This window comes from Vineibacter terrae (assembly GCF_008039615.1).
In the GTDB taxonomy this organism is placed as follows: domain Bacteria; phylum Pseudomonadota; class Alphaproteobacteria; order Reyranellales; family Reyranellaceae; genus Vineibacter; species Vineibacter terrae.
Map to the genome: position 1 here is coordinate 126,040 of NZ_VDUZ01000007.1, position 23,975 is coordinate 150,014.

Here is a 23,975-nt window from a genome sequence, read left to right on the forward strand (position 1 = left end):
AATTCGTGCTGACGCCGGTACCGGCGCTGCTGGCCGTGTCGTAACGGGGGGAATGCTTGATGTCTAATTTCCTGGCAAATCGCCGTCGGTTTCTTGCTGCCGGCGCTGGCGGCGTGCTGGCCCCGCTGCTGCCCGCCGGCCTGCTTCACGCCCAGCCGAACCAGGGAAAGACGCTCACGGTCGTCCTGCCGAGCAATCCCATCACGATTGATCCGATAAATCAGCTCAACCATGATGCCATGGTCCTGGGGCAGACCGTGTTCGAGAACCTGGTCGAATACGACGCCGATGGCGTGCTCAAGCCTCAGCTCGCCAAGGCTTTGCCGACCGTCTCCGCCGACAAGAAGACCTACACCTTCGATCTGCGCGAGGATGTCACGTTCCAGAACGGCAAGAAGATGACGGCCGAGGACGTGAAGTACTCGTTCGACTACCTGCTCGATGCCGGCAACAAGGCGGCGAGGCGCTCGCTGTTCACGCGCATCAGCAAGGTCACCGTCCTGGATCCTTACAAGGTCGCGTTCGAGCTGTCGGAGCCTTATGGACCGTGGCTGTACTTCCTGACGAAGTACATGGGCATCTTCCCGGCCGGCTCGCGCCAGGAGCACGGTGACGACTATTTCAAGTCGAGGCCCGCCGGAGTCGGCACCGGGTTCGGTGTCTTCGAGACGTGGAAGCCGAACGACTACATCAGCTTCACGAAGAACAAGACCTACTGGCGCAAGGGCCTGCCGCATTGGGACAGGCTCGTCGTGAAGATGATCCCCGAGGATGCGACCCGGGTCGCCTACCTGCTGACCAATCAGGTCGACATCATCAGCGCGCCGCCGCCGCGCGAGTTCAACCGGTTGAAGACGATGCCGGGCATCACGGGCGCCTCGCGTCCGACATTGGGCGGCGCCTTGCTCATGTACACCAACACGCTCAAGCCGCCGCTGGACGATGTGAACTTTCGCAAGGCTGTGTCCTGCGCCATCGACCGCAAGACGATCGGCGAGAAGGTCTACTACGGTTTGCTGGATCCCAGCGCCGTCCCCGCACCGCCGCGAGGCTGGTGGTTCAATGCCGACGCCGACAAGGAGCTCGCCTTCGATCTGGACCGCGCCAAGGCGTTCCTGGCCAAGTCGAAGTATCCGAACGGGGCGGAGATCGATCTCAGCATTCAGGCCGAGCCCTATCTGCTCGATACCAAGGATGCGGCGATCTTCGTGCAGGCCCAGCTCGCCAAGATCGGGGTCAAGGTCAACCTCAAGGTCTACGAGTTCTCGGTATTGATCCAGCAGGCGATCCGCGGCGAGCATCAGATGGCGCTGCAGGTCTTCATGTCGCCCGGCGAGGCCAGCTACATTATCCAGGTCTGCCTGACACCGGGGCAGGTGCTGTCGAAGAGCACCGGCTATGACAACGCCGAGCTGAACGGCCTGCTGGCTCAGGCCTTCGCCGAAACGGAGCAGGCCAGGCTCAAGGACCTCTATGGGAAAATCCAGATGGTCGTCGCGCGTGACGCGCCGCTGGGCGTGCTCGGCTATGTCCATGCCTCCAACCTCTGGCGGCAGGGCGTTCAGGACTTCAAGGTCAATCAGGGGCTGACCATGAGTGTCGGCGAGGTCCGGGTCTGAGACGCCTCGACCAGGAGCATCGCGACTGATGTTTCGTCTTCTGGCCGGCCGCTTCTTCGCTTCGCTCGGCACCCTGTTCTTCGTCGGGCTGGTGCTGTTCGCCCTGACCCGCGCCGGGCCCGGCTCGCCGGCGCGGATCGTGCTCGGCGCCGACGCGACATCGCAGCAGATCACGCAGTTCGAGCACGCCAACGGGCTCGACCGGCCCTTCCTCGAGCAATACGCCGCGTGGCTCTTCGATGTCCTGCGCGGCGATTTCGGCAAGTCGTTCGTGACCGGCCGCGACGTCGCCGGCGAGATCGCGGGCGCGTTGCCGGTCACGCTCTCGGTCGTGCTGCTCGCTTTCGTCATCGCGATCGTCGTCGGCATCGGCATAGGAAGCTTGGCGGCGTTGCGGCCGGGCGGGCCGTTCGCTTCCGTGACGCGGCTGGGTGTCGTGCTCGGCCTGTCGATACCCGCCTTCTGGCTGGGCATCGTGCTGATCCGCTTCATCGCGGTCGAGCTGCGGTGGCTGCCGCCGGGCGGATACGTGCCGCCTTCCTCCGGACTCATCGCGCACCTGCAGACCATAGCGATGCCGGCCGTCTCCCTTGCCGTCTACTACATCGCCGTCCTGGCGCGCATGACCCAGGCCAGCCTGCAGGACGCGCTGCGCGGCGACTATGTCCGCACCGCGCGCGCGATGGGCCTGTCGTCGCCTCGGATCGTCTTCTATGCGCTGCTGAACGCGCTGCCGCCCGTGATCAATCTGGCGGCCTTGTCCTTCGGCTACATGTTCGGCTGGGCGCTCATCATCGAGCAGGTCTTCAACATCCCGGGCCTGTCGCGCGCGCTGCTCAACGCCATCTCGCAGCGCGACTTCCTGCTGCTGCAGGGCATCGTCTTCCTGTTCACGGCGATCTTTGTGCTCGCCAATCTTGGCGCCGATCTCGTCAACCGGGTGCTCGATCCGCGCCAGAGGTCGTCGGCATGAACCGGCTGGCCAGGCTCGCGCGCGCCGCCGACTGGACCGGGTGGCTCGGCGCGGCGATCGTCGTCGTCATGATCGGCGCCGCGCTCCTGGCGCCCCTGGTCGCGCCCTACGATCCGGTCGCGATCAGCATCGAGCATCGGCTGAGCGCGCCGGACGCGGCGCACTGGCTGGGGACCGACCAGGCCGGCCGCGACGTGCTGAGCCGTATCATCCATGGCGCCCGGGCATCGCTCGCCGTCGGTATCGGCGCCGTGATCATCGGCGCGCTGCTGGGCGTCTCGGCAGGCCTCTTCGCCGCCTACAAGGGCGGGCTGGGTGACCAGATCACGATGCGCATCGTGGACGGTGTCGCCTCCATTCCGCTGCTGGTCTGGGCCATCGCCATCGTCGGCATCCTTGGCGTCGGCCCGGTCACGATTGGATCGCTGCAGTTCCCGAACGAGGTCAAGATCGTGACGCTCGTCGGGTGCCTGTTCTCGCCCGTCTTTGCCCGCGTGACCTATGCCGTCGCCAGGCGCATCGTCGGCGCCGACTATGTCAAGGCACGCTATCTGCAGGGCGCGAGCCATTGGCAGATCGCCCTCGGCGAGGTGCTGCCGAACTGCCTGTCGCCGATCATCGTCCAGGCGACCCTGCTCGTTGCGATCGGCATCGTCATCGAGGCCTCGATCAGCTTCGTGGGGCTGGGCGTGCAGCCGCCCCAGCCAAGCTGGGGGACGATGCTGTCGGATGCCCGCAACGCGCTCTATTCCGGCGAGTGGTGGCTGCCGGTCTTTCCAGGCATTGCCATCTCGGTGACCGTCATCGGCTTCAATCTGCTCGGCGATGCGGTGCGCGACCTGTTCGATCCCCGCAACGAAGCCCGGACACTGGTCGCATGAGCGCCCCGCTGCTCAGGATCGAGGAGCTGCGCGTCGCCTTCCGCGGCACCGGCGGCCTCATCGAGGCCGTGCGCGGCGTCGATTTCGGCGTTGCGCCCGGCGAGGTCGTCGGCATCGTCGGCGAATCAGGGTCCGGCAAGAGCCTCAGCATGCTGGCCGTGATGCGGCTGCTCGGCGCGACGGCGCGTGCCACCGGCGGGCGCGTGATCTTTGACGGCGAGGACCTGCTGGCGGCGACCGAGGCGCGCATGCGCGAGATACGCGGCCGCGACATTGCCATGGTCTTCCAGGATCCGCAGAGCTCGCTGAACCCGGCGCTGACCATCGGCCGTCAGGTCACGGACGTGGTGCGGGCGCACAGGCGGGTGTCGGCAAGCGAGGCGCGCCGGATCGCCGTCGAGGCGCTGGAGCGTGTCGGCATCAGCGAGGCGGGCAGGCGGCTCGACGCCTATCCGCACGAATTCTCCGGCGGCATGCGCCAGCGGGCGTTGATCGCCATGGCGATCGCCTGTCGCCCGCGGCTGCTGATCGCCGACGAGCCGACCACGGCGCTGGACGTCACGGTCCAGGCGCAGATCGTCGAGCTGATCGCCGAGCTCAGGCGCGACCTTGGCCTGGCCGTGATCTTCATCTCCCACAACCTTCATCTGGTTGCCGAGATCGTCGACCGCGTGGTGGTGATGTACGGCGGCAAGGTCGTCGAGGACGGGCCTGCCGCCGACATCGAGCTCGCCGCACGTCATCCCTATACGCGCCTGCTGAGGGCGTGCGTGCCCAGCCTGCACGGTCCTCTCGGGCCGCTCGCTGCCATCGAGGGTGCTCCGCCGCGGCTCGGCCGGATGCCGGCAGGTTGTCCGTTCGCGCCGCGCTGCCCGCAGGCTGCCGACGCCTGCGAGCGCGAGATGCCGCCACTGGCGACCGATGGCGCACGCCGGATCGCCTGCTGGAGGCCGCAATGAGCGGCCCCATCCTGGCGTTGCGCGGCGTGACCAAATCCTATCCCCAGGGCGGCCTTCTCGATCGCTTGCTGGGGCGCGCCAGCAATTTCGTCGCGCTCGACGACGTGACACTGCAGATCGCGCGCGGCGACGTTGTCGGCATCGTCGGCGAGAGCGGTTCCGGCAAATCGACCTTGGCCAGCCTCGCGGTTGGGCTGACCCGGCCGACGACAGGCGAGATCCTGCTCGATGGCGAGCCGCTTGCGGCGCTGATGCGCGATCATGCCGGGCCGTGGCGACGTCGCATCCAGATGGTGTTTCAGGATTCCGGCAGCGCCCTCAATCCGCGGAAGACGATCGCGCGGTGCCTTGCGCAGACGCTGGCGCTCAGAGGGGTGCCGCGCGCGACGCGGGAGGACGAGTCCATGGCGCTGCTTGCCCTGGTCGGGCTGGGCTCCGAAATGGCGCCGCGGTTGCCGCATGAGCTGTCGGGTGGCCAGCGCCAGCGGGTTGGCCTGGCGCGTGCGCTCGCGATGAAGCCCGACATCCTGATTGCCGATGAGCCGGTCTCCTCGCTCGACGTGTCGCTGCAGGCCCAGGTGATCAATCTGCTGAGCCGGCTGACGCGCGAGCTTGGCCTGACCCTTCTGTTCATCAGCCACGACCTTGCCGTGGTGCGCACGCTGTGCACGCGCATCATCGTCATGCGCAAAGGCCGGATTGTCGAGGAGGGGCCCTGCCTCGATGTGCTCGCGCGTCCGGCCCATCCTTATACCCAACTGCTGATTTCATCCGTACCGAAGGGCATCGCCGGCCGCCGCGCACCGGCGGCGGCCGCCGCTTCCGCGACATCCTCGGTCGGCTAGCGCACCAGGCGCTCGCCGACGTTCCAGGCAAGCACGGAGACCAGATCAATGGCGCCGCCAGGCTACAGGATCGGCATCGATATCGGCGGTACGTTCACCGATGTCGTCATCCAACGCGACGATGGGCTCGTGGAGACGCGCAAGGTTCCGTCGACGCCGGACGACTACAGCCGTGGCATCGCCGAGGCGCTGCAGGCGTTGGTGACGGAGCTCGATACCACGCCCGACCGCATCACGGGCATCGTGCATGCCACAACCGTCGCGACCAACGCCATCCTTGAATACAAGGGCGCACGCACCGGCCTGCTGACCACCGAGGGCTTTCGCGACGTTCTGGAGATGCGTCGTCTGCGCATCCCGGTGCTCTACGATCTGCAGTACGACAAGCCCAAGCCGCTCGCGGCGCGCAATCTGCGCCTGGAGGTCAGCGAGCGGCTGGGCCCGGACGGGTCGGTGCGTATCCCCTTGCGGGAAGCGGATGTGGTGGCGGCAGCGGCTGTCTTCCGAAAAGCGGGCGTCGGCGCCGTCGCGATCAGCTTCCTGCACGCCTACGCCAATCCGCAGCACGAGATCGAGGCCGAGCGTATTCTCCGCGCCGAGCTGGGCGACGACGTCTACATCTGCCGCGGCTCGGAGCTGCTGCCCGAGATCCGCGAGTACGAACGCACCAGCACCGTCGTGGTGAATGCCTATATCGGGCCCGTCGTACGCAACTACGCCGCGGCGCTGACGGCGCGTCTCGCCTCGATCGGCATCGGCTGCCCGGTCGAGATGATGCATTCCGGCGGCGGTATCATGCGGCTCGGTTCCGCCGTGAAGCGGGCGGCGTCCCTCGTCGAATCCGGCCCGGCGGCCGGCGTCATCGCCTGCGCGCGCCTGGTTTCCGGCAGCGAGGCGCCAAGCGTCATCTCGTTCGACATGGGCGGCACGACGGCCAAGGCGGCGCTGATCGAGCATGGCGAGCCGGCACGCACCACCGAGTATGAAGTCGGTGCCGGCATCAACCTCTCGAGCAAGCTGGTCAAGGGCGGCGGCTACCCGATCAAGATGCCGTTCATCGATGTCTCCGAGATCGGGGCCGGCGGCGGCAGCATCGTCGCGATCGATCGTATGAACCAGGTCTCGGTGGGCCCGCAGAGCGCCGGCGCCTATCCCGGCCCGGTCTGCTACGGGCTGGGCGGCCGGCAGGCGACGCTGACCGACGCCTTCCTGACCCTGGGCTATATCAATGATGTCGCGCTCGCCGGGGGCACCTTCCCGCTGCAGGCCGACGCCGGCCGGTCGGCGCTCAATGACCAGATCGCCCGGCCGCTGGGCCTCGGCATCACCGAAACCGCCCGTGGCGTGCTGACGCTCGCCGTCACCACCATGACTCGCGCCGTGAAGGCGGTCTCGACCTATCGCGGTCGCGATCCGCGGCACGCCACGCTCGTTGCCTTCGGCGGCAATGGCCCGGTGGTCGCGACCGAGGTGGCGAGGGCGCTCGGGATCAGGCGGGTCGTGGTGCCGCGCGCGGCTGGCGTCTTCAGCGCTCTGGGCCTGCTGCGTTCCGATATCGAGCAGGAATTCGTGCGGCCCTCGCGCTGCCGTCCCGATGAGCTGGACGAGTCAGGTTTTGCCCGGCTCTACGCCGACCTGGCCGACGATGCCCGCGCCGTCCTGACCGCCGAAGGCTATGACATTGCGCAGGCCGAGTTCCGCTACGCTGCCGACCTGCGGTATGTCGGACAGGCCTATGAGCTCACCGTGCCGGCAAGGCATCTCGTGCTCGACGAGCTGGTCGAGCTGTTTCACCAGGAGCACGAGCGCACCTACGGGCACCGCTCGCACAAGGACACCGTGCATCTGGTCAATGCCCGGCTCACGGTGCGGCTGCCGGTGGTTCTGCCGCAGCAGCAGTTCGCGCCGACCCTACAGCAGAAGCGGGTCGACCGCCGCGTCTGCTTCGCAGGCACGGACGATGTCCGTTCGGTCGCCGTCATCGGTCGCGGCGACCTCGACGCCGCGCCACGGCAAGGCCCCTTCATCATCGAGGAATATGACTGCACCTGCGTCATAGCCCCGGGGCAGACCGCCCGTCTCGACGAGATCGGCAATATCGATATCGCGCTGGAGGCCGCATGAGTCCCGCAAGGATCGACCAGATCACCCTGGAAGTCATTCGCAACGCGTTGGCTTCGACGGCCGATGAGATGGCGTTGATCGTGATGCGCAGCGCCTACTCGCCGGTCGTGCGCGATATCATGGACTATTCGACCGCCCTGTGTGACGCGAAGGGACGTGTCATCGCCCAGGGCCTGACACTGCCGATCCAGCTCTGCTCCTTTCCGAGGGTCATGGGGCTCGTGCAGGAGCGCTTCGGCAACACCCTGGCCAAGGGCGATGTCCTGATCGCCAACGATCCTTACGGCTCCGGCGGCCAGCATCTGCCTGACGTCTACATCCTGAAGCCGATTTTCGTGGACGAGCGGCTCGCGGGCTTCGCCGCCACCGTGGCGCACCATACCGACCTCGGCGGCATCGTGCCGGGCAGCGTCGCGATCTATGCCACCGAAATCCAGCAGGAAGGATTGCGCCTGCCCCTGCTCAAGCTCTACGAAAAGGGCGAGCCGGTCGAACCCATCTTCCGCATCATCGAGGCGAACACGCGCGCGCCGGTCGAGGTCCTGGGCGACATAAGGGCGCAAATCGCAGCCTGCAATGTTGCCGAGGAGGGGCTTTCCGCCCTGGTGCGGCGCTACGGCACCGAAACGCTGGATCGCTATATCGATGCTCTGCACGACCATGCCGAAGCGATCATGCGCGACGTCATTCGCGCCTTGCCCGACGGGGTCTACCGCGCGACGGACTACATCGACGGCCTGGGGGAAAATCCCGAACCGCTTGCGATCGCCGTCACCGTGACCGTCGCTGACGACACGATCGACATCGATTTCACCGGCACTGCCGGGCAGGTCGAGGCCTCGATCAACTGCCCGATCTCGCTGCCGGAGTCCGCAGCCTTCTGCGCCATAAGGTGCCTGTCCCAGCAGGATATTCCCAATTGCGCGGGCTACCTGCGGCCGATCACCGTGCGCGCGCCGGAAGGGTGCCTGGTCAATCCACGCTACCCCGCCGCCTGCGGTGCGCGCGGCGTTGTCGGCTACCGCGTCTTCGATGCGATCATGCAGGCGATGGCGCAAGTCATTCCGGAGCGCGCCATTGGCGGCTCGGAGGGAGGTCCTTACCTCCTCGCCGGCGGCGGCACCAGCGACGGCCGGCCCTTCGTGCTCAACGAGATGGTGGTCGGCACGTGGGGCGCGCGGGCCGGCAAGGACGGCATCGAGGGCATCTCGAATCCGGCAGCCAATCTTTCCAACCAGCCGGTCGAGATGGTCGAGGCGGACATGCCGGTCGAGGTGCTGCGCTACGGCTTCGTGCCGGATTCGGGGGGGGCCGGTGAGTTCCGTGGCGGCCTCGCCTTCATCCGCGAGTTCCGCTTTCTGGCCGATGCCCGCTTCACCCTGCGCGGAGACCGCCGCGATCATCCTCCGTTCGGCGTCGCGGGCGGCCGATGCGGAGCACCTTCCGCGCACCTCCTCATCCGTGCGAACGGCAGCCGGCAGTCTTTGCCCACGATGCCGATGGAAAGCTTCGAGGCCAGGCGGGGGGACATATTCCGGCTGACGGGGGCCGGCGGCGGCGGCTACGGCGCCCGGCTGGCGCGCGAGTCCTGGCGCGTCGCGGAGGATGTCCAGGAAGGCAAGGTCTCGATCGAGGGCGCCATGCGTGACTACGGCGTCGTCTTCCTGAGCGATGGTGTCACGGTGGACACTGCCGCAACCGATCGGGTGCGCGCAGCGCAAGCCGGAACCAAGGCATGACAGCCGCTCCATCAGGTGTTGCTGTCCTGAACGTGCCGCTGGTCGGCCAGGCCGGCAGCCGCAGCCGCCTCGAAACGCCCGCGGCCGTGCTCGACCTCGATATCTTCGAGCGCAACCTCGCGATGATGGCGCAGACCTGCGGGCAGGCCGGCATCGCCTTCCGGCCGCATGCGAAGTCGCACAAATGCGCCGAGATCGCGCGCCGCCAGGTGGCCTCGGGTGCCGTCGGCATCTGCTGCGCCAAGCCGGGCGAGCTGATGGCGTTGTTCGATGCCGGCATCCGCGATCTGATGCTCACGGCGCCGGTCGCCAGCGCCGTGAAGATCGACCTGCTGGCGCGCGCCTGCGCCGCGGGCGCGCGGATCAGTGTCGTCGTCGATCGTCCCGATCTGGTCATGGCGTATGCCGAGGCGGCATCGCGCCATCGAACCCGTTTCGATGTCATGATCGATCTCGATACGGGCCTTAATCGCAGCGGCGTCGCCGGGGCGAACGACGCTGTCGACCTCGCGCGCCATGCGGCGCAGCAGGCGGGCCTGCGCTATGTCGGTGTGCAGGCGTATCAGGGCAGGGTGCAGCATATCGACGGCTTCGAGGCCCGCCGGGGCGCCAACGCCGAGGCGAACCGGGTCTTGGCTGAGCTGCTTGCTGCGCTTCGGCGGGCTGCGCTGGTGCCTGGCGTCGTGTCGGGAGGAGGCACCGGCAGTCACCTGCTGGATGCGCAGGCAGGGCTGCTGACGGAAGTTCAACCCGGCTCCTACGTCTTCATGGATGAGGCCTACAACTCGGTCGACATCCATGGAAAAGGCGGACCGGGTTTCGGGCCGGCCCTGCGGATCGCTGTCACGGTGGTGGGACACAGCTCCAGAGGTTTCGCCATCGTTGATGGCGGCAGCAAGAGCTTCGCGCTTGACGGTCCTGCGCCACACGTCCTTCTCGGCCAGGACGTCGTTGGACGGGTGGAATGGTGCGGTGACGAGTTCGGTCGCATCCTGCCAGGCGCTGGCCTCGATGCATTGCCGATCGGGACCGTTGTCGAATGCACGGTCCCGCACTGCGACCCCACGATCAACCTGCACGACTTCCTGCATGTCGCATCGGGTGATCGGCTCGTGGCGCTGTGGCCGGTAGAGGCGCGCGGCCGGGCTGATTGACCGCCGCGTCGCGCACGCAGCGATCCGCATTCACCGCCGGACTAGGTCCCGCCCGCGGCTGAACAGTGTCTCGATGCTGGGCGCGAACTGTTTCCACAGCGCGTCCACGCGCCGGCCGGTACGGTGCAGTCGTACGTTGCGGCAGGCGATCGCGCCTATGCGGTAGCAGGCCAGCGCCTGGAACCGGTCCACGGCAGCAACGCGCATGCCGTGCGCTTCTTCATACAGGCCGATCAAGGCCTCGCGCTCGATCCCGACATGAGGCCGCCAGCCGACGTGCCAGTACAGCGGGGCGGCCATGATCGCGAGCCAGCCGACATCAAGGGCCTGGGCTCCGATGGCCTCTTCCTGAGAGTCCGGCCGGGACGCCGCCGGCACCTGGAGCGGAATCGCCGCAGGCGCGAAGGAACCGCCTGGTCGATACGATCGGTAACCTGACGCTGTTGACTGCCGCCATGGACACTGCAATGTCGAACGCGCCCTGGCCGACAAAACGGCAATGGCTCAAGGACCATGGCCTGCAGATTGTCATGAATCACAAGCTCGTTGAGGTCAACGACAGGAGCGAGGATGCCATCCTCGCGCGCAGCGTGGCCTTGGCGGATGTGGCCGTTCGGCTGTGGTCGCGTCCATCGGGAGCAATTGACCAGACAGCTTGAGTCTATGCCTGAAAGGGCATATACGGGTTGGAGAGATGGTGAAGCCGAGCAGCGAACGCCAACCGAAGCCGGTACGGTGGGTCGGCAGCAGCAAGGAGGACCTGAGCGGTTTCCCGGAGGAGGTGCGGCGGCGGGTGGGCGGCGCGCTGTGGGAGGCCCAGATCGGCGGCAAGGCGCCCTATGCGAAGCCGTTCAAGGGGTTTGGCGATGCGGGCGTGCTGGAGATCGTCGATGACTTCGATGGTGATACGTTTCGAGCCGTCTACACGGTGCGGTTCGCCGGGGCCGTCTACGTGCTGCATGCCTTTCAGAAGAAATCGAAGCGCGGTGCGGCCACCCCGAAGGCTGAGCTGGACCTGATCGAACAGCGCCTCAGGCGGGCGAAAGAGGACTACGAGCAATGGTCAAAGCGAGACACGCCCGCATCCCGGTGACGGCCAGCAGCGGCAATGTCTTCGCCGACATCGGCCTGCCGGAGCCCGAGGAGGAGCTGACGAAGGCGCAGCTGGCGAGCCACATCCGGCAGGTGATCAGGCGCCAGCGTTTGACCCAGGTTGCGGCCGCGGCGGTGCTGGGAATCGACCAGCCAAAGGTGTCGGCGCTGCTGAACGGACGGCTTGCGAACTTCTCGAGCGAGCGCCTGATGCGCCTGCTGACCGCGCTGGGGCAGGACGTCGACATCACGGTCAGGGCCAAGCCGCGCAACCGCGCGCATGGCCGCATCCGTGTCATTGGTGAAGCGCACGCATGATCCGTCGGCGAACGATCTCCAGGACGGACGTGATCGTCGTGATCGCCCGACACGGAGCGCCGGCGTGAGCCGACCACCGGCGGCCCGTTCCAGTGTCCCGGCCGAACGGCCGACGACAGCCGCAGGCTTCTAACAAAACACTTGTTCTCCAATGGAGAATAGCATATAAGCGACGTTGAATTCGCATTCCCGTGGCTGGGTTGCCACCTCGAACGCACCTCACGTCGCCACCATCGCCTGCGCGACAGCACAACGTCACTCTTATATGCGAGCGGACAATGATCGAGCAGAATTCCGGGTATTTTCCGGTAATTTCCGGTATCGCGACGATGCCACGCAAGTCATTGTAGTAAAATTCAAAAGAGATTTCCGGTATTGCCGGTAGAAACTTTTTTCGCGGCGCACGGCGCGCTGCATCCACGGGGGGCAGGCATGCGCCGGGGGCGCAGCGGCTGACGCTCCGCTTTGCTAGCGTCGGTGCGGACGATGGATGGCTTGCGGAGCAGGGCATGTACGATCTGGTGATTCGGGGTGGCTCGGTGATCGACGGTTCGGGCGCGCCGGCGCGCACCGCGGACGTGGCCGTCACGGACGGTCGCATCGCTGCCGTCGGCGACCGGTTGGGGCCGGCGCGGCGCGAGGTCGATGCCGACGGCCTGCTTGTGACGCCGGGCTTCGTCGACATCCACACCCACTACGATGGCCAGGCGACCTGGGACCCCTATCTCACGCCCTCGTCATGGCACGGGGTGACCACGGCGGTGTTCGGCAATTGCGGCGTCGGCTTCGCGCCGGTGCGGCCGGGCACGACCGACTACCTGATCAACCTGATGGAGGGTGTCGAGGACATCCCCGGCACGGTGCTGTCCGAGGGCGTGCCGTTCAACTGGGAGAGCTTCCCGCAATACATGGACGCGCTGGCAGCGATGCCGCGCGCCATCGATGTCGGTGCCCAGGTGCCGCACGCGGCGCTGCGCTTCTACGTCATGGGTGAGCGCGGCGCCGACCATGCGCAGACACCCACCGGCGAGGAGCTCGACCGCATGGCGCGCCTGCTGGAGGAGTCGCTGCTGGCCGGAGCGCTGGGCTTCACCACCTCGCGCACCACCAAGCACCGCGCCCGTGATGGCCGGCTGACGCCCAGCCTCAGCGCCCGCGAGCCCGAGCTGTTCGCGCTGGCACGGGCCATGAACCGGGCCGGCCGCGGCGTGCTGGAGGTGAATTCCGATTTCGGCCCGGGCGAGTTCGAAGCCCTGCAGGCGGCGGCCGCGATCGCGCGGCGGCCGTTGTCCTGCCTGCTGGTGCAGGTGAACAACGCGCCCGACCTGTGGCGCCAGACGCTCGATCAGATCCGCGCCGCGCGCGCCGCCGGACTGGAGGCCAATGCCCAGGTCGGCTGCCGGCCTATCGGGGTGCTGCTGGGGCTGGATACCACGGTCAATCCGTTCTCGGCCCATCCTGTATGGGCGTCCCTGCGCCAGCTCACGGCGGCGGAACGCTACCAGCGCCTGCTGCACGATGCGGATCTGAGGCAGCGCCTCGTGGCGCCGGCGCCCGAAGGCACCGCCTCGATCTTTGCCGCCCAGCTGTCGAAAGCCTATCCGCTGACCGGGGCCGGGCTGGATTACGAGCCCGAGGAGTCGCGCAGCGTGGCGGCGCTGGCGGCGGCGCGCGGCGTCGATCCCCGGGCGCTGGCGCTGGAGCTGATGATGGCGGACGGCGGCACCGGCCTGCTGCTGCATCCGTTCGAGAATTATTGCGGCGGCAACCTCGACGTCGTGCATGCGATGCTGACCGATGACGCCACCGTGCTGGGCGTGGCCGACGGCGGCGCCCATGTCGGCGTCATCTGCGATGCCGGCGCGCCGACCTACCTGCTGACCCACTGGGGGCGCGACCGCACGCGAGGGCCGCGCCTGCCGCTGGAATTCCTGGTGCGCAAGCAGACCCGCGAGGGCGCGCTGGCCTACGGGCTGGCCGACCGCGGCTTGCTGGCGCCCGGCCTCAAGGCCGACATCAATGTGATCGACTTCGACCGCCTGCGGCTGCGGGCGCCGCAAGTGGTCTACGACCTGCCGGCGGGCGGCAAGCGCCTGGTGCAGAGGGCCGAGGGCTACCGCCACATCTTCGTGTCCGGCGTCGAGACCTTGCGCAACGACGAGCACACCGGCGAACTGCCGGGCCGGCTGGTGCGGTCGATGTAGTCAACCCCTCTCCCGCAAGCGGGAGAGGGAGGGGCCCGTGGCGCGCAGCAGCCTGCCCTGAGCCTGCCGAAGGGCCATGGGAGGGTGAGGGCTCAAGGACGGGGTTCCTCGTGTGTAATCCCTCACCCGCCGGACGCTTCGCGTTCGTCGACCTCTCCCGCTTGCGGGAGAGGTAAAAAAACAAAGGAGGAAACATCATGAAGGCCGTCGTCTTTCTCGGTGAGCGCGAGCTCGAGCTGATGGGCTTCGACGACCCGTCGCCCGGTGCCGGCGAGGTCGTGCTCGAAATGAAAGCCTCGGGCATGTGCGGCAGCGACCTCAAATACTATCGCGCGCCGAAGGGCGGCGGTGGCGCCGCCGCGCTGGGGCTGGGGCCATTGTCCGGGCCGGTGATCGCCGGTCACGAGCCATGCGGCGTGGTCGCGGAAGTTGGCGCCGGCGTGCCCGAGGCAGTCGCGCGCCGCGGCGCACGCGTCATGGTGCACCACTACAAGGGCTGTGGCGTTTGCAAGCACTGCCTTGTGGGCTGGACGCAGCTCTGCGCCCAGAGCGGCATGATCGTGTATGGCGCGACCGGCCATGGCGGCCACGCGCCTTACATGAAGGTGCCCGCCAGCACGCTGGTGCCGCTGCCCGACCCGCTCTCCTACGAGACCGGCGCGGCGATCTCCTGCGGCACCGGCACCGCCTTCGGCGCCTTGCAGCGCATCAACCTCACCGGACGCGACACCATCGCGATCTTCGGCCAGGGGCCTGTCGGCCTGTCGGCAACCCAGCTTGCGGCGGCCATGGGGGCGCGGGTCATCGCGCTCGACATCAGCGCCGAGCGGCTGGCCCGCGCCCGCGAGTTCGGCGCTGATGCCGTCGTGGCGCCGTCGAGCACCGATGTGGTGGCGGCGATCAAGGACCTGACGCATGGCGAAGGCGCCAGCCTCACGATGGACACGACCGGCGCCGCCGAAGCGCGTGCCCAGGCCGTGCGTGCGACCAGGATCTGGGGCACGGCCTGCTTCGTGGGCGAGGGCGGCAACGTGACCCTCGACGTCAGCCCCGACATGCTGCGGCGCCAGATCACCATTGTCGCGTCGTGGACGTTCTCGACCGTGGGCCAGGCCGAGTGCGCGCGCTTCGTCGCCGACCGCGGGATCGACGTCGACCACCTGTTCACGCATCGCTGGAAGCTTGATCAGGCGTCGGAAGCCTATCGGCTGTTTGATTCACAGAACACCGGCAAGGGCGTATTTCTGTTGTAGCCGGGGCAGCCCGCGACGCCGGGATTGACAACGACAGCCCCGAGGGTGTTGGGTAGCGCCACAATCGACTTTGGTCCGCCTTGACCAACCGCCGACTGCGGCGCCGTTTCAAGACTACCCAAATCGGCTTGTATCACTTCGCGGTTCCGCGCAGTGTGAATGCGCTTACGCGCTGCAACTGATGAGACTGACGATGGCTACTGGAACGGTCAAGTGGTTCAACACTACCAAGGGTTATGGCTTCATCCAACCGGACGGTGGCGGCAAGGACGTGTTCGTTCATGTCAGCGCCGTTGAGCGTGCCGGTCTGCGATCGCTGCAGGAAGGCCAGAAGGTTAGCTTCGAGATCGCCAACGAGCGGGGCCGGTCCTCGGCCGTGAACCTGCAAGTGCAGTGACGTCTACGCCGATCCACGGATCGGCGGCCAAGCGGCGCCGGCTCCGGCCGGCGCCGCTCGCATTTTGCGGACACGGTCACGTTTCCCGGTAGGCAAGACGCACGCCATGGCCGACATCGAACCGTCCCAGATCGATGGGCTCGCCGGGATCGCCGATCGCTATGATGCCTTCATCGTCGATCTGTGGGGCGTGGTGCATGACGGCAAGCAGCCCTACCCGGGCGTGCTCGATTGCTTCGCCGCCCTCAAGCGAGCCGGCAAGCATACATTGCTGCTGTCCAACGCGCCGCGGCGTGCGCATGCCGCCGTCGGGCGGCTGAACGAGCTGGGCGTGACGCAGGCGCTGTACGACGAGCTGCTGACCTCGGGCGAGGACGCGTGGTTGTCATTGCGCCGCCGCGGCCAGGCCGACGCGCCGCCCTTCTACCGTGACCTCGGCCGGCGCTGCTTTCTGTTCGGCGCAGCCCGTGATCTCAGCCTGTTCGAGCAGGTCGATGTCGAGCGCGTCGCCGACATTGCCGATGCGGATTTCATCCTTTGCACCAACCTCTACGACTACGGCGAGACACCCGCCAACCATGAAGCGACGCTGCGCGCCGCGGTGGCGCGCGGCCTGCCGATGATCTGCGCCAACCCCGACCTGGTGGTGGTGCATGGCGACACGCTCGAGTACTGCGCGGGCGCCGTCGCGGAGCTCTATGAGCAGCTTGGCGGCCGCGTCGTCTATCACGGCAAGCCGCACGCGCCGATCTATGCGCGCGCCCGCGCCCTGCTGGGCGGTGCGGCGCCGGAGCGTGTGCTCTGCATCGGGGACTCGCTGCGCACCGATATCGCCGGCGCCAACGCCGCCGGCCTGGCCTCTTTGCTGGTGGTGGGGGGCATCCATCGTGCCGAGTTCACGGCTGCCGACGGCCATATCGACCCGGCGCGGGTCGCGGCGGCGGCGTCGGCGGCTCGCGCATGGCCGACGTTCCTCGGTTCCGGCTTCGTCTGGTAAGAAGAACGCGCATGCGGGCCCTGCGATGGGGAAGACCGGCCGATGGCCAAGGTCGAATGGACATGGCATTTCGAGGATCTGTCGCCGGCCGTGATCTGGCCGGTGCTGGCTGACACCAACCGGTTCAACGAGATCCTCGGCCTGCCGTCCTATCGCCTGGAGGAGGTCGCGCAGCCCAACGGTACGGTCCTGCGGCGCGGCACGGGCACCGTGGCTGGCATCGCGCTGGCGTGGGAAGAGAAGCCCTATGAGTGGGTGCTGCATCGGCGCTTCCGCCAGACCCGCATCTTCTCCAAGGGGCCGTTTCGCGTCTTTGGCCCGACCCTCGATATCACGCCGTCCGGCGCCGGCAGCACGGTCGTCTACGCCTTGCATTGGGAGCCGGTGAATTGGCTGGGCAAGCTGAGCGGCGTGCGCCTGGCGCGCAGCGCTGGCCGCACGATCGAGCGGCGCATGAGAGAGGCCGTGGCCTTCCTGCGCGGCAGCGCGCCGATAATGTTCGACTACGCCGCGCCCGTGCTGCCAGCCGGCGTGCGCGAGCGTCTGGAGGCGATGGTGCGTGATGCCGAGGCCACCGGCTACGCCCATGGACTGGCGCGGCGCCTGGCCGATCGCCTGGTGAGCGCGATGGAGGTCGATCTGCAGCGCCTGCGGCCCAAGGCGCTGGCGGGCACGTTCGGGACGTCGCAGCGCAACGCGATCGAGCTGTGCCTGGCCGGCGTGAAGGCGCGCATGCTGGACATGAGATGGGACCTGCTGTGCGCCAATTGCCGCGGCGCCAAGGTGACGGTGCCGTCGCTCGACCAGCTGCCGCGCGGCGCCCATTGTCCGTCCTGCAATATCGACTACGGTCGCGATTTCGCGCGCAATGTCGAGCTCACGTTCGCGCCCTCGCCGCTGATCCGCACGCTCGGCGTCGGCAGCTTCTGTCTCAGCGGGCCGGCCACCACGCCGCACGTGCTGGTGCAGCAGCTCCTGGCGCCGGGCGAGCGGCGCGTTGTCGCCGTCGACTTGCCGCCCGGCCCCTATCGGCTGCGCACGTTGCATCCGGGCCGTGCCGTCGACATCGAGCATGCCGGTGGCGCCGTTCCCGGCTTGCGCATCGTCGCGGACGGCGTCGAGGCGTTACCGCCCGGCGCAGCCGGCGAGGTCAGCTTCGTCAACGATGCCGGCTTCGAGCTGGCGGCCCTGATCGAAGCCCGCGGCTGGGTGCGTGAGGCGCTGACGGCGCACGAGGTCACCACCCTGCAAGCCTTCCGCGAGCTGTTCGCCGACGCCACCCTGCGACCGGGCGACGAGGCGGGTGTCGGTCAGGTCACGATCCTGTTCACCGACCTGCGCGGCTCGACGGCGCTCTACGAGCAGGTGGGCGATGCCGCCGCCTTCAACCTGGTGCGGGAGCATTTTGCGGTGCTGGGCCGGGCGGTCCGTGACGCCAACGGCGCCATCGTCAAGACCATCGGCGATGCCGTGATGGCGGCCTTTGCCGACCCCGCCGACGCCGTGCGCGCGGCCTTGGCGATCCGCGACGACGTGGCGGCGCTGGACCGTCGCCTGTCGGCGGACCGCAACCTCGGCACGTCCCTGGTCGTGAAGGTCGGCCTGCATATGGGACCCAGCATCGCCGTCAACCTCAACGACCGGCTCGACTATTTCGGCTCCACGGTGAACATGGCGGCGCGCTTGCAAGGCCAGAGCCAGGGCGGCGACATCGTGCTGTCGCGGGCTGTCGCCGACGATCCCGCGGTGCGGCCGCTGCTGCTGCGGGTCGCATCGCGCGACGAGACCGTGATGCTCAAGGGGTTCGCGGCGCCGGTGCCGTTCGCGCGCATCACCGCGTAGGGCGCTGGCTTGCACCGCAGCGGGAATCGCGCGAGCATCGGGCGTGCGGTGCGCATTCGGCCGGAGCGGGGCGGCCGGAGGAGAGACCATGCCGCAGACCGGCAGCGGTGGCCGTTGGCTTGACGCCGTCGCCTGGCTTCGCGACTCGCCGCTCGCGCTGTGGGCTGGGAGGCTTTGGCGTCCGGTAGGATGGGCAGCATCGGTGGCCTGGCGGCCTCTGCGAAGAGGTACAGCGATAGCGTGGTCGGCGCTGGCAAGCACCATCGCCGCCTTGCCGGACAGGATCGACCAGCTCCGCAAGCTGGTCGCTGGTCTTGCGTTGGTCGGCGGCATCGTGGTCGGCACGTGGATCATCGTCGACCTGTCGAGCAACGAGCCGCTCACCTTCGACGACATCTATGTCCACGGAACTCTCGTCGGCCAGGTACCCAAGGGCGATTACCTGGCGCAGCGCATGGGTGCCTATTTTGATCAGGTGACGGCGAGCATCGCGCAGTTCCGCGAGATAGACACCTCGGCATCGAAGCCGGACGCGGAGCTCCCGAAGCTCGAGATTCCCGGTGCCCAGGTATCGGTTCAGGCCGTGGTGCAGATCGTCCGGCGGTTCCTGGGGTTCCGGGAGCGTCGCATCGGGGGCGACGTCTTCGTGTCGGAGCATCCGCTCGAACCGCAGCCTCCCAACGCGAGCCTGGTCGATGCGCCGGCTTGTCCCGATGGCGGGCGCGCCGTGTATGTCGTCATTCGCCTGTCGGTCAACCGCGCCGATCTGGCTGAGCCCGTCGAGGTGCGCGTCTGCCGTGACAAGGCGCCGGACGGCAAGATCGACAGCAGCGCTCTTGACGCGCATACGTTCGAGGCCTTGCTGCAACGGGCGGCGCTACGTGCCTACGAGCGGGTGAATCCGTGCGGCAGCGCGACCTACTACTTCGCCAACTGGTACCGGCGCTTCCTCGATGGGCGTCTCGTCGATGCCGATTCGCGGCGCGCCAGCCAGATGGTCAGCACCTGCCTGGCGGCTGGCGGTGCTGACGTGGCCGCCTATTCCTATGTCATGATCGGCCGCATTCGCCAGTTCTTCTATCAGCAGCCCGAGGAAGCCATCGGGTATTTCGAGTCGGCCGAGAACGTCCATCGGAAGGCGCACGCGCCATGGCGGCGCTACCTGCACGATCATGACTGGTGGTGGATCCGGTTTCCCAACGATTTCTACGCTCATTGGGGCGCCGCCCTGATGGATGCGCAGGAGCCGACGAAGGCGCTGGAGAAGTACGTGCTGCAGGTCAAGTATAATCCGGGCTCGGTCCTGGGCTACATCGGGGTTGGCAACGCGTTGGCCGAAATGGCGCGCAGGACCACGCCACCCGACGGAGGACTGCTGAAGGCAGCCCGCGAGGTCTATTGCTACGCTGCCCTCGAAAATCGATTCGACACCGAGGTCCGGCATGCCATGGCCGATTTCCTCGAGAAGAACCAGACGTCCGTCGAAGGATGCCCGGACAAGTCGGGCCGGGAAGACCGGTCGGATGCCAGGAAGTACGCGCTGGTACAACGCCAGAAGACGGTTGATCTGATGCCGACGGAACCGCGGTACGGACTGGCGCTGGGCCGTTCGCTACGTGCCGGCGGCAAGCACCTGGACGCCCTTGCAGCCTTCAACCAGGTGCTGACCTTCAGCGGCCAGGAGGCTTGGGATGCGTACGCCGAGCTCGCAACGACATACGCGGCCCTGGACCAGGAGGCGAATGTCACGGCAACCTATCGGCGTGCATACGGTGCCCTGTCGCGCGCGGCGGCCCAACGTCCGTTTGATGCCGAAGTGCGCTATCACGCCGCGCTGGCGTTGCTGCGGCTCGGCGAGTTCGGCAAAGCAGAGCGATATGCCGCCGAGGCCAGCATCCTCGACCCGTCGTTGGGGGACGCGCAATTGGCGCTGGCGTGCGCACGCAAACACTTGAGAGCTGGAAAGAAGGCGTCGCTCGACGAGCCGCTCCAGGCTTGTGTGGCTGATCCAGGACCCGCCGCCGCGAAGATGCCATAGCCGGCTGGGTTCGGGCGTCCTTCGAGCCATCAACGCACAGGGTTGGAGGACGCCGATGCTCGGGGCGGCCCTGGCTTGGCAACGACGGTATCCGGAAGCGCCGGGCCGTGTTTCAGCGCGGCGGATATGCCCCACCGCAGGAAGTGGGTGTGGCCGCCCAGCGTCGTGCCAACCGAGATGCAGAACAATGTCAGGCCGAGCACGATCACTGCAACCGCAACGCGGTATTCAGGAGGGACGCGGAGCCTGCCACCAGGATGCATACCGGATGATACGCGCCGGGGCGGCAAAGCATCCCCGCCGCTACCGGCCGAAAAAGGCGGCCAGGACGGCGGCGGCCTCGTCGTTGGCGGCCAGCCCCTGCTTCAGGAAGCGCGTCATGGAGAAGAAGCCATGCAGGGTGCCGGGGAAGTTCGCGTAGGTGACCTTGACGCCGGCCTGCCGCAGCTTCTCGGCATAGGCATGACCCTCGTCCTTGAGGGGGTCGTAGCCGGCGGTCAGCACGTAGGCCGGCGGCAATCCGCTGAAATCCCTGGCCAGCAGCGGCGAGAGGCGAAGATCGCTCAGGTCCTGGCCGGCCGGCACGTAGTGCTTCCAGAACCAGTCCATGAGCTGCTGGGTCAGGAAATAGCCTTCGCCCAGGGTACGTCGCGACCCGGTGACCGTCGTGCTGTCGGTAGCCGGGTAGATGAGCATCTGGAACGCCGGCGCCGCCTCGCCGGCCAGCTTCGCCTGCTGGCAGACGACGGCCGACAGGTTGCCGCCGGCGGAATCGCCGCCGACCGCGATCCGGTCGGGTCGTGTGTCGAAGGCCGCCGCATTGTCACGGATATGACGGAAGGCGGCCAGCGAGTCCTCGACCGGCACGGGGAACGGGTGTTCGGGCGCCATGCGGTAGTCGATGGCGATCACCTGGCAGCGGCTCTTGTTGGCGATGCGCCGGCAGGTCGAGTCGTGGGTCTCCAGGTTGCCGATCACGAACCCGCCGCCATGATAGTAGACCAGGGTCGGGATCGGGTTCTCATCGACGCCGGCCGGCCAGTAGCGCCGAAAGGGGATGGTGCCATGCGGCCCCGGCACGACGCCGTCGATCACCTTGGCGACCTCGGGCGGATCGGCCTCGCCGTCGGCCGACATCTTGTCGGCCATGGCGCGCGCCTCGGCCGCGCCGAGCGTGTGAAGCTGCGGGCGACCAGCGGCGACCGCCTTTTCCATGAGGTCGAGCACAAAGGCGGCTTCGGCATCGAGCATGCATGATCTCCTGTTCCGGGGAGCGGAGCACATCGCCGGGCGGCCTTCCCGCCCGGCTGATGATGCGCTATGAGCACCCAAGATCGTGCGCAGATTGCGAGAGCCGGGGCAAGACCATGGCTGAGTTTCCGAAAAAGACCGTCGCCGACTGGGAAAAGCTGGCCCAGAAGGAGCTCAAGGACCGACCGCTGGACGGCCTCAACTGGCTGACGCCGGAGGGTATCACCGTCAAGCCGCTCTACACCGCGGCCGACCTGGAGAACCTCGAGACTCTGGGCACCATGCCTGGATTCGCGCCGTTCCTGCGCGGCCCCAAGGCCACCATGTATGCCGGCCGGCCGTGGACGGTGCGCCAGTACGCGGGCTTCTCGACCGCCGAGGAGAGCAACAAGTTCTACCGCGCCAACCTGGCGGCCGGGCAGCAGGGCGTGTCGGTCGCCTTCGACCTGGCCACGCATCGCGGCTATGACAGCGATCACCCGCGCGTCATCGGCGATGTCGGCAAGGCCGGCGTGGCCATCGACTCCATCGAGGACATGAAGATCCTGTTCGACGGCATCCCGCTCGAGAAGATGAGCGTGTCGATGACGATGAACGGCGCCGTGCTGCCGGTGCTGGCCGGCTACATCGTCGCCGGCGAGGAGCAGGGCGTGCCGCTGGCGCAGCTGTCGGGCACGATCCAGAACGACATCCTCAAGGAGTTCATGGTCCGGAACACCTACATCTATCCGCCCGGACCCAGCATGCGGATCGTCGCCGACATCATCGAGTTCACGGCAAAGAACATGCCGAAGTTCAACTCGATCTCGATCTCCGGCTACCACATGCAGGAGGCGGGCGCGACCCAGGTGCAGGAGCTCGCCTTCACCCTGGCCGATGGCCTGGAGTATGTGCGCGCCGCGCTGGGCAAGGGGCTCGACGTCGATGCCTTTGCGCCGCGGCTGAGCTTCTTCTGGGCGATCGGCATGAACTTCTTCATGGAGATCGCCAAGATGCGCGCCGGCCGGTTCCTGTGGGCCGAGCTGATGTCGCAGTTCAACCCCAAGAAGCCCGACAGCCTGGCGCTGCGCACCCACTGCCAGACCTCGGGCGTGTCGCTGACGGAGCAGGATCCCTACAACAACGTGGTGCGCACGGCGATCGAGGCGCTGGCGGCTGTGCTGGGCGGCACCCAGTCGCTGCACACCAACGCCTTCGATGAAGCCATCGCCCTGCCGTCGGTGACGTCGGCCCGCATTGCGCGCAACACGCAGCTGATCATCCAGCACGAGACCGGCGTCACCAACGTCGTCGATCCGCTGGCGGGCAGCTATTATGTCGAGAGCCTCACGGCCAGCATGGTGGCCGAGGCGCGCAAGCTGATCCAGGAGGTGGAAGAGCTGGGGGGCATGACCAAGGCGGTCGAGGCCGGCATGCCCAAGCTGCGCATCGAGGAGGCCGCGGCGCGGCGCCAGGCGCGTGTCGACCGCGGCGAGGAAGTGATCGTCGGCGTCAACAAGTACAAGCTCAAGGCGGAAGATCCGGTCGACATCCTGGAGGTCGACAACACCGCGGTGCGCGAGGCGCAGGTGGCGCGGCTGCAGCGTATCAAGGCGGCGCGCGACGAGGCCAAGGTGAAGGCGGCGCTGGGCGCGCTGACCAGGGCCGCGGGCGACGGCACCGGCAACCTGCTGGAGCTGGCGGTCGCCGCGACGCGGGTGCGGGCCACGGTGGGCGAGATTTCCGAGGCGCTGGAGCGTGTCTATACCCGCCACAACGCCGTCATCCGGTCGATCTCCGGTGTCTATAATCAGGGCTGGGACGGCGACGACGGCTACCGCCGCATCCAGGCCGAGATTGCGGCTTTCGCCGAGGAGGAGGGGCGCCGGCCGCGCATGATGGTCTGCAAGATGGGCCAGGACGGCCACGACCGCGGCGCCAAGGTGATCGCCACGGCCTTTGCCGACCTCGGCTTCGACGTCGACATCGGCCCGCTGTTCCAGACGCCGGAGGAAGCTGCCCGCCAGGCGATCGAGAACGACGTTCACGTGGTTGGGGTTTCCTCGCAGGCGGCCGGGCACAAGACCCTGGTGCCGGAGCTGATCCGGGCGCTGCGCGCCCAGGGCGGCAGCGACATCCTGGTCGTGTGCGGCGGCGTCATCCCGGCCCAGGACTACGACTTCCTGATGGCGGCCGGCGTCAGCGCGATCTACGGCCCGGGGACGAACATTCCCAAGGCCGCGAACGAGATTCTGACCCTGCTGCGCAGCGGCGCCAAGCAGGCGGCATAGCGGGCCTGCTGCCCCAGGC

20 protein-coding genes and 1 pseudogene are annotated in these 23,975 nt (G+C 67.6%); 18 read left to right on the forward strand and 3 right to left on the reverse strand.

The genetic code is table 11. The features are described from left to right. Positions 1-59 precede the first annotated feature (59 nt). From FHP25_RS08325 to FHP25_RS08355, 7 genes are all read left to right on the forward strand, one after another. Positions 60-1,619, forward strand: a complete 1,560-nt coding sequence (locus tag FHP25_RS08325) for an ABC transporter substrate-binding protein (RefSeq protein WP_147846458.1) — start codon at positions 60-62, stop codon at positions 1,617-1,619. Between the two features lie 28 nt (positions 1,620-1,647). Further along, positions 1,648-2,592: an ABC transporter permease gene (locus FHP25_RS08330; protein ID WP_147846459.1), complete on the forward strand. Its 945-nt coding sequence runs from the start codon at positions 1,648-1,650 to the stop codon at positions 2,590-2,592. Then, a complete protein-coding gene (locus tag FHP25_RS08335; protein ID WP_147846460.1) occupies positions 2,589-3,473 on the forward strand; it encodes an ABC transporter permease in 885 nt (294 codons plus the stop codon). Before FHP25_RS08330 ends, FHP25_RS08335 begins: the two co-directional genes overlap by 4 nt. Further along, on the forward strand, positions 3,470-4,432 hold the full coding sequence (locus tag FHP25_RS08340; RefSeq protein ID WP_147846461.1) for an ABC transporter ATP-binding protein: 963 nt from the start codon (positions 3,470-3,472) through the stop codon (positions 4,430-4,432). Before FHP25_RS08335 ends, FHP25_RS08340 begins: the two co-directional genes overlap by 4 nt. A 65-nt stretch (positions 4,433-4,497) precedes the next feature. Beyond that, positions 4,498-5,277, forward strand: coding sequence for an ATP-binding cassette domain-containing protein (locus tag FHP25_RS08345; protein ID WP_218578266.1), 780 nt, complete (start codon positions 4,498-4,500; stop codon positions 5,275-5,277). 48 nt (positions 5,278-5,325) lie between these two features. Further along, complete coding sequence (locus FHP25_RS08350; protein ID WP_147846462.1) at positions 5,326-7,401, forward strand: hydantoinase/oxoprolinase family protein; 2,076 nt, start codon at positions 5,326-5,328, stop codon at positions 7,399-7,401. Continuing rightward, the gene (locus tag FHP25_RS08355) at positions 7,398-9,140 is read left to right on the forward strand and encodes a hydantoinase B/oxoprolinase family protein (protein ID WP_147846463.1); all 1,743 of its coding nucleotides are present in this window, start codon (positions 7,398-7,400) and stop codon (positions 9,138-9,140) included. Before FHP25_RS08350 ends, FHP25_RS08355 begins: the two co-directional genes overlap by 4 nt. A gap of 11 nt (positions 9,141-9,151) precedes the next feature. On the opposite strand, the gene FHP25_RS41785 is transcribed toward FHP25_RS08355, so the two are convergent. Then, on the reverse strand, positions 9,152-9,310 hold the full coding sequence (locus FHP25_RS41785; protein ID WP_231712260.1) for a hypothetical protein: 159 nt from the start codon (positions 9,308-9,310) through the stop codon (positions 9,152-9,154). Here FHP25_RS41785 and FHP25_RS08360 point away from each other — a divergent pair. Further along, complete coding sequence (locus FHP25_RS08360) at positions 9,266-10,294, forward strand: alanine racemase (RefSeq protein WP_231712252.1); 1,029 nt, start codon at positions 9,266-9,268, stop codon at positions 10,292-10,294. The genes FHP25_RS41785 and FHP25_RS08360 overlap by 45 nt on opposite strands. Before the next feature lie 30 nt (positions 10,295-10,324). On the opposite strand, the gene FHP25_RS08365 is transcribed toward FHP25_RS08360, so the two are convergent. Beyond that, positions 10,325-10,672 (reverse strand): hypothetical protein, encoded by a 348-nt coding sequence (locus FHP25_RS08365; RefSeq protein WP_147846465.1) that lies wholly within the window; start codon positions 10,670-10,672, stop codon positions 10,325-10,327. A 26-nt stretch (positions 10,673-10,698) separates the two neighbouring features. Between FHP25_RS08365 and FHP25_RS08370 the strand changes: the two are divergent. The 9 genes and pseudogenes from FHP25_RS08370 to FHP25_RS08410 form a co-directional block, all read left to right on the forward strand. Next, positions 10,699-10,953 (forward strand): annotated as a pseudogene (locus tag FHP25_RS08370) (HNH endonuclease family protein); the annotation flags it as partial. A 35-nt stretch (positions 10,954-10,988) separates the two neighbouring features. Then, on the forward strand, positions 10,989-11,387 hold the full coding sequence (locus FHP25_RS08375; protein ID WP_147846467.1) for a type II toxin-antitoxin system RelE/ParE family toxin: 399 nt from the start codon (positions 10,989-10,991) through the stop codon (positions 11,385-11,387). Beyond that, positions 11,354-11,704 (forward strand): helix-turn-helix domain-containing protein, encoded by a 351-nt coding sequence (locus tag FHP25_RS08380; protein WP_147846468.1) that lies wholly within the window; start codon positions 11,354-11,356, stop codon positions 11,702-11,704. Before FHP25_RS08375 ends, FHP25_RS08380 begins: the two co-directional genes overlap by 34 nt. A 509-nt stretch (positions 11,705-12,213) precedes the next feature. Then, positions 12,214-13,908 (forward strand): N-acyl-D-amino-acid deacylase family protein, encoded by a 1,695-nt coding sequence (locus tag FHP25_RS08385; RefSeq protein WP_147846469.1) that lies wholly within the window; start codon positions 12,214-12,216, stop codon positions 13,906-13,908. A gap of 197 nt (positions 13,909-14,105) precedes the next feature. Next, positions 14,106-15,161: a zinc-dependent alcohol dehydrogenase family protein gene (locus tag FHP25_RS08390; RefSeq protein ID WP_147846470.1), complete on the forward strand. Its 1,056-nt coding sequence runs from the start codon at positions 14,106-14,108 to the stop codon at positions 15,159-15,161. 193 nt (positions 15,162-15,354) lie between these two features. Further along, a complete protein-coding gene (locus FHP25_RS08395; RefSeq protein ID WP_147846471.1) occupies positions 15,355-15,558 on the forward strand; it encodes a cold-shock protein in 204 nt (67 codons plus the stop codon). A gap of 106 nt (positions 15,559-15,664) precedes the next feature. Continuing rightward, positions 15,665-16,555, forward strand: a complete 891-nt coding sequence (locus FHP25_RS08400; protein ID WP_147846472.1) for a TIGR01459 family HAD-type hydrolase — start codon at positions 15,665-15,667, stop codon at positions 16,553-16,555. A 42-nt stretch (positions 16,556-16,597) separates the two neighbouring features. Beyond that, positions 16,598-18,397 carry an adenylate/guanylate cyclase domain-containing protein gene (locus FHP25_RS08405; RefSeq protein WP_147846473.1) on the forward strand — a complete coding sequence of 600 codons (1,800 nt, stop codon included), beginning with the start codon at positions 16,598-16,600 and terminating at the stop codon, positions 18,395-18,397. A gap of 88 nt (positions 18,398-18,485) precedes the next feature. Continuing rightward, on the forward strand, positions 18,486-20,435 hold the full coding sequence (locus tag FHP25_RS08410; RefSeq protein WP_147846474.1) for a tetratricopeptide repeat protein: 1,950 nt from the start codon (positions 18,486-18,488) through the stop codon (positions 20,433-20,435). Between the two features lie 303 nt (positions 20,436-20,738). On the opposite strand, the gene FHP25_RS08415 is transcribed toward FHP25_RS08410, so the two are convergent. Continuing rightward, the gene (locus FHP25_RS08415) at positions 20,739-21,686 is read right to left on the reverse strand and encodes an alpha/beta hydrolase (protein ID WP_147846475.1); all 948 of its coding nucleotides are present in this window, start codon (positions 21,684-21,686) and stop codon (positions 20,739-20,741) included. Positions 21,687-21,802: 116 nt separating this feature from the next. Here FHP25_RS08415 and scpA point away from each other — a divergent pair, with 116 nt between their 5' ends. Continuing rightward, positions 21,803-23,956: a methylmalonyl-CoA mutase gene (scpA, locus tag FHP25_RS08420; protein WP_147846476.1), complete on the forward strand. Its 2,154-nt coding sequence runs from the start codon at positions 21,803-21,805 to the stop codon at positions 23,954-23,956. Positions 23,957-23,975 lie beyond the last annotated feature (19 nt).